The organism is Bradyrhizobium sp. IC4059 (assembly GCF_020193615.1).
GTDB classification, from domain to species: Bacteria; Pseudomonadota; Alphaproteobacteria; order Rhizobiales; family Xanthobacteraceae; genus Bradyrhizobium; species Bradyrhizobium yuanmingense.
Genome location: NZ_JADYVH010000012.1, coordinates 125,223 through 139,360 on the forward strand (window position 1 = coordinate 125,223; position 14,138 = coordinate 139,360).

Here is a 14,138-nt window from a genome sequence, read left to right on the forward strand (position 1 = left end):
CATGGCTGACCCGATCTACGAACTCTTCGCCATCCGCTACGCAACGCGGGATGCGCAGCGGAGCGACCACTTCATCGGCGGCGATCCGCATGACGGGCCGATGCCGATGGACTATTTCATGTGGCTGGCGCGGGGAGGTGGGCGCACCTTCGTCATCGATACCGGATTCAACGCCGAAATTGCGAAGCAGCGCAGGCGGACATTCTTGCGCTGCCCGGTGGAGACTCTTGTGGCGTTCGATATCGAGCCGGCCGAGATCAAGGACGTGATCCTCACACATCTGCACTACGACCATGCCGGCAATTTCGACCGCTTTCCGAACGCACGATTTCATCTCCAGGAGCGCGAGCTTGCCTACGCCACCGGCCGCTACATGCAATATCCGAGGTTGTCGCATTCTTTCGAGGTCGAGGACGTTTGCGGCATCGTGCGGCTGAACTATGCGCGCCGAGTCCTGTTCTACGATGGCGATGCTGAGATCGCTCCCGGGCTGACGGTCCATGCGGCGGGGGGACATTCCGCCGGGCTTCAATTTGTCCGGGCCAACACGCGCCGCGGTCCGGTCGTGCTCGCTTCCGACGTCAGTCATTTCTACGAAAACCTGACCAGCGAGCGTCCCTTTACGACGGCGTTTCATGTCGGCGACATGCTGGTGGGGTTCGACAAGCTGCGCGCCGCAGCGCCGGATGCGGACCACATCGTTCCAGGTCACGATCCGCTGGTCATGATGCATTATCCAGCGCCGACCCCGGATCTGGACGGGATCGCGGTCCGCTTGGATGTGGCGCCGTCCGGGCCTGCTCACTCCTAGGGCGGCGAGAGGACCACGCACCGCATCCTTGTCGAGCTTCCGCATCTTCAACTCTGGCACGATCTGCGGTCGATCGGAGACGGCTGACTATCCTGCCAGAAAGCCGCCATCGATGGCGACGACGGTGCCGGGCGCGTATTGCGAGGCCGGCATGCAGAGGAACGCAACCGCGCAGCATCTAGATCATGATGCGGTCAGGTTGGAGGCGCCAAGCGGATTGGAACGAAAGGTCTTCGCCAAGCATCGCTACATCGGCTCGATGCCGATCTTCTTGATGATCCCGGCCCACTTCGTGGACTCGGAGCTCATGAAGTCGGTCAGGCCCTTGGAGTCCATCACATCTCGGCTTACCCAAGCGAAAGGTCTGCGCTGGTTGTCGAAATATCCGGTTTGACGTCCGTCAGGCAGGGTGACAGGCCATCACTATCGGTCACAGGCGCAGCCGTGAGAATAGGTCACTTGGGATTGGTGTCTTTGTAGATGATCCCATCCTTCATGATGACGACAAGCTTATTTGCGGGGTCCTCGATGAGGCGAATGTCTTCCAGCGGATTGCCATCGACGAGCAGGAGATCGGCCAATGCGCCTTCCTCGACCACTCCGATCCTGCCGGGATAAGGATTCCGCGCACCGGAAAGCGCGAGCAGCTCTCCATTGGTTGAGGTCGCCATCGTCAGCGCTTCCGCCGGCGTGAACCACCGCGTGAGGTCTACGATGCCCTGACCCTGATGCTCGGCCAGTGGCTTCGAGAAGAGGATATCTGTTCCAAAGGCAGTCTTGATCCCAAACTTCTTGACAAACCCGTACACGGTGTCCGTTCCCGCAACAACCTGGCGCATCTGCGCCTGTTGGGCGGGGGGGAGCATGGCTGCGCCGCCGAGGTCTACGAACGGCTGAGTGCTCAGCCAGATTTGCTTTTCGGCGATGAGGCGTGCAGTCGGTTCATCCATGAGATGACCATGTTCGATCACTTTGACGCCCGCGGCGATGGAACGTCGAATTGCGCTCGGTGTATATGCGTGTGTTGCAACATACGTCCCCCAATCGGTGGCGGTTTCGACGGCCGCGCGCAAGTCCGCTTCGCTGAATGTGGTCACATCAAGTGGGCTGAAAGGCGAGGCGACGCCTCCCCCTGCCGTCAGCTTGACCTGGGACGCGCCCTGCATGAGCTGTTCGCGCACGCGCTTGCGGACCTCGTCGGGATCATCCGCGATGATGCTTCCGCCGAGCTGTTCGACGCGGCTTGCTCCGCCCTGACTTTGCGGCAGCTCCCAAAGCTCGCGGAAGTCTCCATGGCCGCCGGTGACCGTGATGACGGCTCCCGATGGATAGATGCGAGGACCCGGGACGAGACCTTCATCGATCGCGCGTTTGAGTGAGAAGGTGGGGCCGCCCATGTCCCTGACTGTCGTGAATCCGCGCATCAGTGTCGCTGTCGCTTCCGCGCTCGCCAGCAGCGTCGTATATCCGAGGTCGCTCGACAGCATCTGCGCGGGTGTCGGACGGACCATCATCGCGTGCCAATGCATGTCGCTGAGCCCGGGCATCAGCACGCGTCCACCGCCTTGTATGACGCGGGCGTCCACGCGACGATCGGTTGGAATGGGCGCGGTCACGATCCGCTCGATGATGTTTCCGCGGATGACGACATTCGATGGGACGGAAAGCGTCTCGCTCTTCCCGTCAAAGATGCGCACGTTCTCGAAGACGGTGACTGCAATCCGCTCTTGCGGCTCCGCCGGCGTGAGAAAGGTGCACGTCGCAACAATGATCGTGGCACACTCGGCTATCCGCATTTGCAGTGTTCCTTCCTAGCATGTCGTATTCTCTCGCCAGCGGCGCGGAGCCCGGCGGAAGTTGTCGCGCCGCACACGAGTTCGTTCCGATTCGCTCGACCGACAACCATCGGACCGTGACCATTTGGCGAGAGCCATCCATCAGAACATTCGTGGCAAGGTCGGGTCCCTATGCTGCTACATTCGACTTGCGCCAGCTTCCGCTTGATGTGAGCTCCGTTGCACCAAAGGACCCGCATAGAAGTACGTCCCGCGGATTGAGCGGGGTCCCCGAGCCTTCCAGTCCGCCAGCTTAGAGACGCCATCTGTCCCGTACATTAGGGATTCTCTGTACACCGGCGGAGCAGGAATCGGGGTGCCAACTGTGGAAATAGCGCTCTATGAAAGCTCTACCCGGGTAAACTTGGTTCAATTTTCTGCGCAGCTTACTAATAATCTCTCGTAATCCGGCAGCGTACTCCTCAATCATCGAAGTAGCTCATCTAAGCGAGACGACATTCTTTCGTTACGTTCTATGTTTTTGTTAGGATCGGGCATTCTTAGCCGCTTTTGATTGTGCCTTTCGCGCGCTCCCGTATGCGCTGGAAGGTGACGTAGAGCATCGGCACCAGGAAGATCCCGATCGAGCTTGCTGCGAGCATACCAGCGAAGACAGCGGTGCCCACTGCTCTGCGGCTCAGCGCGGCAGCTCCGGTCGCAATGACCAGCGGCAGAAGGCCGAGGATGAACGCAAGTGACGTCATCATGACCGCACGAAAACGCATATGGGCACCCTGAACCGCGGCCTCACAGATCGGGATACCCGCCTCCCGCTGTTCCCTCGCAAACTCGACGATCAGGATGCCGTTCTTGGCGGCAAGAGCGATCAGCACAACGAGGCCAATCTGGCCATAGAGGTCGAGATTGAGGCGCGCAATCATGATGCCGAAATAAGATCCGAGCACACCGACGACCACCGATAGCAGCACCGGGATCGGGATAACCGTGCTCTCGTAAAGTGCGACCAGGAACAGATAGGCGAACATCACGGCCAGCGCGAGCACGATTCCGGTCTGACCTGCCGCTCCCTGCTCCTGAAAGGCGGTGCCGGTCCAGGCGAAGTCGTAGCCGGACGGCAGCACGGCGTCGGAGATCTGCGCCATCGCGGATAGCGCGGTGCCCGAAGAGGTCCCCGGCGCAGGGCTGCCGTTCACCGTCACGGAACGATGATTGTTGTAGCGAGTGATGACCTGCGGCCCGGTTACGACCATGACGTCGGCCAGCGCCCGCATCGGCACCATCTCGCCGTTGTTGTTGCGCACGTAGATCCGCCAGATATCCGAGACGTGGGCGCGATCGGATGCGTCGCCCTGAACGTTGACCTGCCAGGTGCGTCCGAACAGGTTGAAGTTGTTGACGTAGACGCCGCCGAGCGTCGCCTGCAGCGCCATGAAGATGTCATTGACCGCGACGCCCAGCGCTTGGGCCTTTCGGCGGTCGACGTCGAGATAGAGCGACGGATTGGTCGCGGTGAAGGTCGAGAACACCCGCGTGAGCCGCGAATCGGCGTTGGCGGCGCCGATCAGGGCGTTTGTCACGCTCGAAATCGCGGCTGGGCCCTGTCCTTCCAGAGCTTGAAGCTGGTACTCGAATCCGCCGCCGGTGGAGAGGCCGATGATCGGCGGCAGGTTGAACGGCAGCACATTGGCTTGTCGTACCTGGGCACCGGCTGCGAATGTCCTGGAGATTAGCGCCTGCGCCGAGTCTGCGGCCGCCGTCCGGTCGGAAAACGGCTTGAGCCGCGCCACCACCAGTGCGCTGTTCGATTGGGAGACGCCATCGAGCAGTGAAAAGCCGATCACCGCGAGCACGTGATCGACGGCCGGCATCTGTTTCAGGACGTCTTCGATCTGGCGCGTAACCTGGCTGGTGCGCGCGACCGACGCGCCGTCCGGGAGCTGCACCGAGGTGAAGAAGGCGCCCTGGTCCTCCTCCGGCAGGAATCCCGTCGGAGTAATGATCGAGACACCGAAGACGCCGGCGGCGAAGACGGCAACCAGCAGCAGCGAGAGCGCGGCCCGGCGCACGAGGTAGCGGACGCCGTTGCCGTAGCGCTCGCGCAACCAGTCGATGCCGCCGAGTACACGTCCGATGATGCCGCGGGGCCGTCTGCCGTGGCGCATCAGCAGCGCGCACAGTGCAGGGGATAGCGTCAGGGCGTTCGCCGCCGAAATCAACATTGCGGCGCTGATCGTCACGGCGAACTGACGGAACAACGTGCCCGAAATGCCGGGAATGAACGCGATCGGCACGAACACGGAGAGCAGCACCAGAGTGATCGCGATGATCGGCGCGGTGATCTGGGTCATGGCTTTCTTGGTGGCCTCGGCTGGAGCCAGGCTTGGTTCCGCCGCCATGACGCGCTCGACATTCTCCACGACGACGATGGCATCGTCGACGACGATGCCGATGGCGAGGACCATCGCGAGCAGCGATACCGTATTGGCCGAATAGCCGAACGCGAGCAGAACTGCGAACGTGCCGATCAGGCTCACCGGTACTGCGATGGCCGGGATCACCGTCGCACGGAGACTACCGAGGAAGATATAGACGACCAGCATCACGAGAACGAAGGCTTCGGCCAGTGTCCGCAAGACCTCCGCGATCGTGTCCCGAACGAAGCTCGTGGAATCGTATTGGACGAGATAGCTCAGTCCAGGCGGAAATCGCGTTGACAGCCGTTGCATCGTCTCGGCCACCGCTCGCGCCGTGGTCACCGCGTTCGCTCCCGGCGCAAGGTAGACTGCGATCGGAACGGCGGCGCGCCCGTCGATCCGCGCCTCGCTGTCGACGTTTTGCGCACCGATCTCGACGCGCGCGACATCTTTCACCAGCAGCGAGGATCCGTCGGGATTGGCGCGCAGCACGATGTTTGCGAATTGATCGGCGCTGGCGAGTCGGCCGAGGGTCTGCACGTTGAATTGGAACTGCTGATCGTCGCTGATCGGCCGCGCGCCGATGCGGCCGACGGCAGCTTGGACGCTCTGCGCGCGGATCGCGGCAATCACGTCCGACGGGGTCAAGCTGAGGCTGGTGAGCCGCTGCGAATCGAACCAGATTCGCATCGAATAGTTCATCTTTGCGAACAGGTTCGCTTGGCCGACACCCGGCGTGCTCGCGATCGCGTCCAGCGCGTTGATGATGGCGTAGTTGGTGATGAAGAGGGGATCCTGCTGGCCGTCGGCGCTGTAGAGCACGAGGAACTGCAGGATCGACGAGGATCGCTTCTGCACCCTCACGCCTTGCTGCTGCACCTCCGTCGGCAACTGCGACAGGGCGCTCTGCACGCGATTATTGACGTTGACCGTGTTGATGTCGGCATTGGTGCCATGCGCGAACGAAATGGTGAGCGTGTAGCTGCCGTCATTGCCGCTTGTCGATTTCATGTAAAGCGCGCGGTCGACGCCGATCACCTGCGCTTCGAGAGGCTGGGCGACGCTGCTTTCCACGACCTCGGCGGACGCGCCTGGGAAGGTCGCGGAGACGGTCACCTGCGGCGGCACGATATCCGGAAATTGCGCCACGGGAATTTGCGTGAGTGCCAACGCGCCGGCAATGGTGATGAGAAGTGCGATCACTATCGCAAGGCGCGGCCGATCGACGAAGACGCCCGATATCATGGAGTGCGGTCCGCGGCGTGGGGCCGGATCGGAGTGCCGCGGCCGCTCCGCGGTGGCGCCTCGCTCGCTACGCCGTCCATGCTCGACCGCAGGAGTGCGCTTGCTGTATCCGGAGCGACGGTCTGACCCGCGCGAACCCGCTGCAACCCTTCGGCGATCACCTTGTCGCCGGCAGCAAGCCCGCCGATGACGGCGGCAATTGTTGCGGTCGATTGTCCGAGCTGAACGCGCCGCTGCTCTGCCTTATTATCCTTGCCGACGACGAGAACATAGTCGCCGCGCTGGTCGGACAACACCGCCGCGCGTGGGATCGCAAGTACTTCGATCGGCTGGACGCCTTCGAGCAGAACGGTGACGAACTCGCCGTCGGTCAGCTCGTGCGCGGTCACGCCTGCGGCAGACGGGGCGCGCAAGATCGGGTTGGCAATCTCGCCGCGGACCATGATCGTGTCGGTATTCTGGGCGATGCTGTTGTCGACGAAGTTCAGTCTGCCGGACTGACCGTACATACGGCCGTCCGGCAGCCGCAGCCTGATCGTCACCGCCTCGAGACCGCCTTGTGGGAGGTACCGCTCGCGCAGCTCGAGCCCCTCTCGCAGCGGCACCGGGAACGTGACGTGCATCGGGTCCTGGCTGACGATCGTGGTCAGCACGCCGGAGGAGGGCCCGACGATGTTGCCTTCGGTTACCGCCGTGCGACCGATCTTGCCTTCGATCGGAGCATTGATGACGGTGTAGTCGAGATTGATTTGCGAGGCCTGGACCTGCGCCTGGGCAGCCTGGACCTGGGCCTGTAAGCTGCGCTGGGTGGCGAGCGCGGCGTCATAGGTCGATTGCTGCCCAGCCGGCCCGCCGAGAAGGGTGTGCGCGCGCTCCGTCGTCAGCCTGGCGTTCTCCAGCATCGCCTCGAGTTGCGCCACCTGCGCCTGCTTGGCTGCGAGATCGGCCTCGAATGGGCCGCGCTCCAGCCGATAGAGCTGGTCGCCCTTTTTGATCTCGGCACCCTCGTTGAACAGCCGCTGCTCCAGAGCGGCGGTGACACGGGCCGTCACGTTGACCCGGTTGACCGCCTCAACTCGGCCCAGGAACTCGTTGCTTTCGGTGATCAGCCGGCGCGTTGCCTCCACAACGCCGACGGCAGGCGTGGAAGGCGTCGGCTGGGTCCGGACAGTCCCGCCGATCGAGACCGTAACCAATCCTGCCGCCAGTAATCTGGTCGCGACGTCAGCAAGGTTCATGGTCCGCTCCGTGTTCCAGAGCTCCGAACGCCGACGTCACTTCGTTCGGCGTCTGGCGGACTGCATTACTCGCGCTGCGTCCTGTTGCTGCGGGCTGGTTCGTCGTAACCTTTGCGATGGCTGTAGAACATCAGCGCGATCAGGCCGCAGCCTAAGATCAGGATGAGAATCACGGCTCCGGTCAGGATGACGTTTCCATAGAGGGGCATCGGCGTCGATCGCCAGACCGACACGCAAAACCAGCTCGCCCCGACCAGCAGACCGGCCAGCAAGGCGGCGATCGCCCATTGGTTCCTGTCGCGCATCGTTACCTCCATCAGCTTCGCAAGGCTTCGGAGACCCGCCTAGACCCAACGCCAACCGCAGCGACGTCGGCCGCGATGCCACCAGCAGACCCAGCGCCGGTGGCGGCGACGGCGCGGTGGAGGGCCCCAGCCGGGTCGCGGAGGCGGTCCCCACTGCGTCTTGATCAGTTCTGATGACGTGGTGGCGCGTCGCGGATCTGGATCGATCGGCAGCGCTTCGGCAACGTCGATCAAACGCACGCCGGTGGCGCCGAGCGCGGCAGCGGCAAGGGCGCTCGTTGCAAAGCCTAGGAAGGCTCGGCGGCTGGAACCAACCATGTGTCGTCCTCCTCTGTCACGCAGTCGATCGCAGCGATTGCAGGGCGTAGAGCAGCCATGCGAGGCCATGTGAGATCAGGTCGACGCCGAGCAGGAAGCCGAGCGCCCAGACGCTAATATCCGGGAAGCCAAACAGGATGAGCACGCCGGCGGCCATGGCGAAAACGCCAGAGATCAGCATCATCCAGCCGTTCTGTCGCCAATAGGCGAAACTCAGCACGCATCGAACGACGCCGGATGCGAATAGCAGCGCGCCGAGGAAATAGGTCAGGATCAGTGCACCCGACACCGGCTGGGTGAGAAGGATCAGGCCGAAGGCGAGGTAGAGCGCACCGAGAATGATCCGCCACAGGAAACTGCCCCAACCCTTTGTCCAGAACGCATGCGCGATCTCGAAGGCGCCGGCAGCGATTGCGGTGAGCCCAATGAACTTGACACTGATGATCGTGGCGAAGGCGAGATCGCCGAGGGCGAGGAGGCCGGCGGCGATCAGGACAATTCCGAGGAGAGCGCAAGCCCATAGCGGTGGGGCACCCAGCGTGTTGAGATCGTCGCGGCTGTCGTAGACGGTCATGCGAACCTCCTGGGTGCTTACGCTCCGATCGACACGCCTTCGATCCTAGACTTGAACCAGCAGGTCCAACATCGGACGAAACCCGGAGTTGAGGGGCGGGAATATTCTCATTCCAACTTGTTGCGACCTTTCCTGAGCGGACACGGCTCATCGCGGTCCGCGCGGGCCCAGTGTCAGATGGGTCACGCCGGCCGCGAGATTGAGCCCGATCGAGCGTTCGATCGAGATCGGCTGGAGCATGATGCTCCTGCGCGAGCCGCCAATCAGGACGTTGGCGCCGAGGCCGGGGCCTAGAGCGAAATTGCCACTCGCGCCCACATAGCTGCCGCGCAAAGTGCCGGCACCAATCCGCGAAGTCCTGGCGAACACGGCCCAGGACAGCGTGCCGGCGCTGGTCACGCCGAGATCAAGGCCGAGGCGTCTGATCCGTCCCTCGTAGATGTAGCGGCGGGCAGGGCGCACCCCATCGAACACGCAGCGCAGCGACTGCGTCGATCCGAGCACCAGTCCAACGCGTGGCTCCGAGAAGCATAGCAGCCTGCCTATTCTGAATCTCTCGGCTCCTGCGGGCGAGGGAATCGTCAACAGCACCGCCACTGCGCCGACGGCCGCGAGATATGGCAATTGTCGCATTCAAGCCTCCGCGTGGTGCTTTGTTTCGGTCGGCGCCCGCGGCGGGCCGCCGTCCCGGCGCAGCCAGAACGAAATGGCCAGCCCGATCAGCAGCACGGCGCCGAGCAGGAAGAAGAAGATGGATTGCTTCAGCCACGAGATCGCCGGGACGGCTGCGCCCATTGCAAGGCCGAGAAAAGCGATCTGCAATGACAACAGGCTGATGCCTGCGAGGAATGTGCCGAGCGCGAGCAGCGTCAGCAGGACGAGACCGGTTGCCGGCGTCGGGAGCAGTTGCTGAACGCCGGAGACCAGGATGATGTTCATCGTGATCAGGACGGCGATCCAGTGCAGCGCCTGGGTCCAGATCAGACGAATCTGGCCCTCCCTGCCTTCGATCTCCGGCCATTTGGTGATGACGCAGACCACCCCGATCGCCAGCGCCAGGAATTCCCAATAGCCGATCAGCGGCTGGTGCGAGACGTTGGTATAGGCAACTCCTGCGATGGCGAGCAGCAGCGCGACGGCGTACGGAAGCTGCTGCCAGACAAGACGCCCCATTCCCGAGCGAGCCTGTTGAGGCACGTGGTCTTCACGCTGCTGTGCATCCGTTTCGTTCATGGCTGCTCACCCAGGATTGGGGGATCGGTCGTTGCCGGTTCGATCCTGTCTCCGAGATAATCCTCGACATACAACCTGATGATCGCCACCCGTCCGACCGCGACGAGCGGCATCGCGAGCGCAATGCCCATGACGCCGAACAAGGCGCCCAGCAGGACGATGGCGACCAGGGTCCAGGCTGGCGGGGTCTCGACCGCATGCCGTTGAATCAGCGGGCCGATGACGTAACCTTCGATCGACTGGATGATGGTGTAGACCGCGACCGCCCAGATCAGCGGCGAGGCTCCGAGCGGCATCGCAACGAGCGCGATCGGGATCGCGGCGACGATTGGCCCAAGATAGGGGATGAAGTTCGACAATCCTGCCTGCAATCCGAGAACGAATGGGCCAGGCAGGCCGATGAGATAAAGGGCAAGCCAGACGAAGAGCGTCATCAGGATGATGCGGATCAACTGGCCGACGAACCACAGTCGCATCACGGTGCCCATCTCGTCCATCACCTCGCGCGCGCGGGCCCGGTAAGATTGCCTGACCAGCACGACCACGCTGTCGCGGTAGCTGATGGGATCGAAGGCGAAGAGAATGCCGAGGAACAAGATCACGAGCACGGCGGTCAAAAGGCTCGAGGCGCCGCCGAGCAGGAATTGCGCATGGCTGAGGAACCGACCCTGGTCGGCGAACAGCCACTGCGCGAAGTCACGCCCCCATTCCGGGCCGAGCAGATCCACGCCATAAGACAACAAATGCTCTTGCAGGATGTCGACCTGGGCATCCATGACTTTCAGCAGCACACGCGTCTGCTCCGGCAGCTTACCGGTCCCCCAGGCCAGCCCGAAGCCTGCCAGCGCCGACAGCAGCAGGAGAACGAGCGTCAGACGCCAGAGGCGGCTGAGAGGAAGAACCGGCGCCAGAGCCCGGGCTGCGGCATCGAGAAAGGCTGCGAAAAGCACGCCTGCAAACACGATCAAGAGACTCGACACCGTTTGCCAGACCAGGAAGAGGGCCACGGCCACGACGAGCACGGTGAGGCCGATCGCAAGCAGGCTCGGTCGTCCGGGTTGGACCGACTCGTCGATCGGGCTCTCATTCCGAACGAGGCCGCGGACCCGCTCGGATCCGACCCTGGCGTCGCTCATCGATCGGTCCGCCGTCATGTGGTCACGCCTCACGAGCGAACGCGGCGGCTGCCAAAATGCGGATGCTTGCCGCCGCGATGACGCCAATAGCGATGCTTGAATGGATTCGTGTTGGTGTTGATGTTGGGCCTCGCATCGCCCGGGGCGGCCGTGCCGGTTTGCTTCGGCGCGGCCACGGTATCGTCCTTCGGCTGAGCCGGGGAAATGCTTGACAGCAGAGTGGCGGCTACGACTGCGGTGAGGAACAGGGTACGATAGTTGATCCACATCTTCATCCTCGCCTCCATGCGGTCAGCGACATCGGTCAGATCGCGATGGCTCCGACAGCCAGGCCGTAGATTCCGATCCCCGCGGCGATGGCCACCGCGCCGAACAGGACGGACTCGACCGGCCTGAAAAGCCGCTCCTTGCGTTCGCGCTTGGCGATCAGGAACAGCAGCGTTCCCGGCGCGTAGAGGATCGCGGATAGCAGGAGAAATTTCGCCCCGCCGGCGTAGATCATTCCCGCCGCGTAGAGCGTCGCGACAGCCGCGAAGATCCCCTCGCTGGTGCGGGCGCGCTCGCCGGAAGCATAAGCCTCACCAGTCCATGCGAGCTTCAGGCCGTAAGCCGCCACGAGGAAATACGGGACCAGTGTCATTGCGCTCGTCATCTTGAGGGCGAGCGTGAAGGCATATTCGGCGAACCAACTCACAAGAAGCAACGCCTGTATCACGCAGTTGGTGAGCCAGAGCGCGCCGACAGGGACCTTGTGAACGTTCTCGCGCGCCAGAAAGGCCGGCATCGTGCGCTGAATGGCCGCTGAGTGCAGGATCTCGGCCGCAAGGAGGGACCATGACAGGTAATTGCCGAGGATCGAGATCAGCAATGCGATACTGATGAACACACCGCCCCAGCGGCCGACCATGGCCTCCATCACGCCTGCCATCGATGGTGTCGGCAGGTCCGCGAGCCCGCTCCGCGGCAGGATGCCGTAGGACAGGAGTGTCACGAGCACGAGAAGGCAGAGAACGGTCAGAAAGCCGGTGACCGTCGCGATACCGATGTCGTCGCGCCTTCGTGCGTAACGCGAATACACGCTCGCGCCCTCGATGCCGACGAAGACGAACACCGTGAGCAGCATCGTGCTGCGGACCTGGCTCAACACCTGCCCGGCGTCGGGCTCGGTCGTTCCCCAGAAATTGTCGGAGAAAAGCCCGCGGTTCAGGGCGACCGCAGCCACCACGATGAACAGCACGATGGGGATGATCTTCGCGAAAGTTGTGACCGTGTTGAGCGCGGCAGCCCCCTTGATGCCGCGCAGCACCAGAATATGGACGCTCCAAAGCAGCACGGAGGCCGAAGCGATGGCTACCGGCGTGGTGCCGTCGCCGAACACGGGGAAGAATTGGCCGAGCGTGGCCTTGATCAGGATGAGGCAGGCGACGTCGGCTAGACAACAGCCGATCCAGTAGCCGGCGGCGGACGCAAAGCCGATGTAGTCACCGAAACCGGCTTTGGCATAGGCGTAGATGCCCGCATCGAGCTCCGGCTTGCGCCGGGATAGCGATTGGAACACGAAGGCCAGAGTCAACATGCCGGTGCCAGCAATCATCCAGGCAATGATCGCTCCCAAAGCGCCGGTGGTGCGCCCGAACTGAGCCGGCAATGCGAAGATGCCGGAGCCGACCATCGACCCGATCACCAGGGCGATCAGCGCATTGCGCGAAAGCTTCTGATCGGCCTCGCTTGTCGAAGCAGCCATGATGGATGCCTTCCGATCCGAGGCGGCTGCATTCGCGGCCTCCCTCCCGGAATCTTAGAGCCGCCTCCCGCGTGCGCACATCAGGGATTGTCTGTAGGAAGAGAGGCAGGAAATCGGTGGCCGCCGATTCAGATATCGCCACGGGAAGCGGTGGTGTCGTCCCCGCCCTTGTGCCAGGACGTCGGCAACGTATCCCGCGCGACCAGCACGACGCTGCCACGGAAGAACTCGCCGGACTTGGCGAGTTCGGCGGCCAGGCGTCTGGCATGTAGGACGGCCGCATCCTGCTCGCTAAGATCGCATCCGATCGTGTCGGGCGAGACGCCGTATCGATCGGTGATATGGAAGAAGAAGCGCATGCCTCCGGTTAGGTCATCGCGCCTCCGGTCTCCAGTGACAAAAGCGCAAGGTGCCTCAGTCAAAAGTCTTACGACCCCGAAGCACGTTCCAGTCTTACGGATCGGCAATCAGCGCCATGCCGTCCCCATTCGGGCAAGAGTGGTTTTCACCTGATGTCTTCGGGTGATTGTCCGATGTTGTTCCGTCGAAGCAGAGCCTAGCGTGGTCGCGCTTTAGGGGGCTGCACAGGAGGATGCGATGTCGAATCTCGATCAGAACTTGGCGGCGACAGACGTCGTCGGCGGCCGGATCACAGTGGATGCCGGACTGCGTCAGTACATGTTGCGGATCTATGGCTACATGGCCGCGGGTGTCGCCCTGACCGCCGTCGCCGCCGGCCTGACCTATCAGGTCACCGGCCCCGCGCTGCTGCAGAGCCCGCTGATGTGGGTTTTCATCCTGGCGCCGCTTGGGTTGGTGTTCTTCCTCAGCTCGCGCATCGAGACATTGTCGGTGCCAACTGCGCGCCTGCTGTTCTTCCTCTATGCTGCCCTGGTCGGTATCTCGCTCTCGATCCTACTACACATCTACACCAGTTCGTCGATAACCCGCGTCTTCGTCATCGCTGCTGCAATGTTCGGCGGGCTCAGCGTCTTAGGCTACACGACCCGGCGCGACCTTTCGGGATTGGGTACCTTCCTGTTCATGGGGCTGATTGGGATCATCTTCGCGAGCGTCGTCAACCTGTTCCTGTGGTCGACTGCGCTCGACTGGCTGATCTCGATCGTAGGAGTCGGCGTGTTTGCCGGCTTGACGGCCTATGACACGCAGCGGATCAAGACGATGTACGACAGCGCGGATGACCAAACCGCTTCGGGGCGAAAGTCGGTCCTTGCCGCGCTGTCGCTCTATCTCAATTTCCTCAACCTGTTCCTGATGCTGCTGCGTCTTGCGGGCGGCCGCCGTTGAGAAGGGAAGGGCGGCG

At 62.8% G+C, this 14,138-nt stretch carries 13 protein-coding genes; 2 read left to right on the forward strand and 11 right to left on the reverse strand.

Translation table 11 applies throughout. The annotated features are described in order from the left end of the window. Position 1: 1 nt before the first annotated feature. Positions 2 to 811, forward strand: a complete 810-nt coding sequence (locus I6F12_RS30470; protein WP_109145135.1) for an N-acyl homoserine lactonase family protein — start codon at positions 2 to 4, stop codon at positions 809 to 811. Positions 812 to 1,266: 455 nt separating this feature from the next. Here I6F12_RS30470 and I6F12_RS30475 read toward each other — a convergent pair whose 3' ends face one another. The 11 genes from I6F12_RS30475 to I6F12_RS30530 all read right to left on the reverse strand — a co-directional run bounded on the left by I6F12_RS30475 (position 1,267) and on the right by I6F12_RS30530 (position 13,173). Next, on the reverse strand, positions 1,267 to 2,607 hold the full coding sequence (locus I6F12_RS30475; RefSeq protein WP_225157902.1) for an amidohydrolase family protein: 1,341 nt from the start codon (positions 2,605 to 2,607) through the stop codon (positions 1,267 to 1,269). 539 nt (positions 2,608 to 3,146) lie between these two features. Continuing rightward, complete coding sequence (locus I6F12_RS30480) at positions 3,147 to 6,266, reverse strand: multidrug efflux RND transporter permease subunit (RefSeq protein WP_225157903.1); 3,120 nt, start codon at positions 6,264 to 6,266, stop codon at positions 3,147 to 3,149. Beyond that, positions 6,263 to 7,504 carry an efflux RND transporter periplasmic adaptor subunit gene (locus I6F12_RS30485; protein WP_225157904.1) on the reverse strand — a complete coding sequence of 414 codons (1,242 nt, stop codon included), beginning with the start codon at positions 7,502 to 7,504 and terminating at the stop codon, positions 6,263 to 6,265. Before I6F12_RS30485 ends, I6F12_RS30480 begins: the two co-directional genes overlap by 4 nt. 65 nt (positions 7,505 to 7,569) lie before the next feature. Next, the gene (locus tag I6F12_RS30490; RefSeq protein ID WP_063822473.1) at positions 7,570 to 7,809 is read right to left on the reverse strand and encodes a hypothetical protein; all 240 of its coding nucleotides are present in this window, start codon (positions 7,807 to 7,809) and stop codon (positions 7,570 to 7,572) included. Positions 7,810 to 8,143: 334 nt separating this feature from the next. Further along, the gene (locus tag I6F12_RS30500; RefSeq protein WP_036026649.1) at positions 8,144 to 8,701 is read right to left on the reverse strand and encodes an HdeD family acid-resistance protein; all 558 of its coding nucleotides are present in this window, start codon (positions 8,699 to 8,701) and stop codon (positions 8,144 to 8,146) included. 147 nt (positions 8,702 to 8,848) lie between these two features. Beyond that, positions 8,849 to 9,334: a DUF992 domain-containing protein gene (locus tag I6F12_RS30505; protein ID WP_128262852.1), complete on the reverse strand. Its 486-nt coding sequence runs from the start codon at positions 9,332 to 9,334 to the stop codon at positions 8,849 to 8,851. Then, a complete protein-coding gene (locus I6F12_RS30510) occupies positions 9,335 to 9,934 on the reverse strand; it encodes a hypothetical protein (RefSeq protein ID WP_225157905.1) in 600 nt (199 codons plus the stop codon). After that, positions 9,931 to 11,070, reverse strand: coding sequence for an AI-2E family transporter (locus I6F12_RS30515; protein ID WP_225157906.1), 1,140 nt, complete (start codon positions 11,068 to 11,070; stop codon positions 9,931 to 9,933). The genes I6F12_RS30510 and I6F12_RS30515 overlap by 4 nt, the downstream gene beginning before the upstream one ends. Positions 11,071 to 11,099: 29 nt before the next feature. Further along, entirely contained in the window at positions 11,100 to 11,345 is a 246-nt protein-coding gene (locus I6F12_RS30520; RefSeq protein ID WP_225157907.1) for a hypothetical protein, read from the reverse strand. A 29-nt stretch (positions 11,346 to 11,374) separates the two neighbouring features. Further along, complete coding sequence (locus I6F12_RS30525; protein WP_225157908.1) at positions 11,375 to 12,814, reverse strand: basic amino acid/polyamine antiporter; 1,440 nt, start codon at positions 12,812 to 12,814, stop codon at positions 11,375 to 11,377. A gap of 128 nt (positions 12,815 to 12,942) precedes the next feature. Next, positions 12,943 to 13,173, reverse strand: a complete 231-nt coding sequence (locus I6F12_RS30530) for a hypothetical protein (protein ID WP_225112296.1) — start codon at positions 13,171 to 13,173, stop codon at positions 12,943 to 12,945. Positions 13,174 to 13,411: 238 nt separating this feature from the next. Here I6F12_RS30530 and I6F12_RS30535 point away from each other — a divergent pair, with 238 nt between their 5' ends. Next, entirely contained in the window at positions 13,412 to 14,122 is a 711-nt protein-coding gene (locus I6F12_RS30535) for a Bax inhibitor-1/YccA family protein (RefSeq protein WP_036026641.1), read from the forward strand. The last annotated feature ends 16 nt before the right edge of the window (positions 14,123 to 14,138 follow it).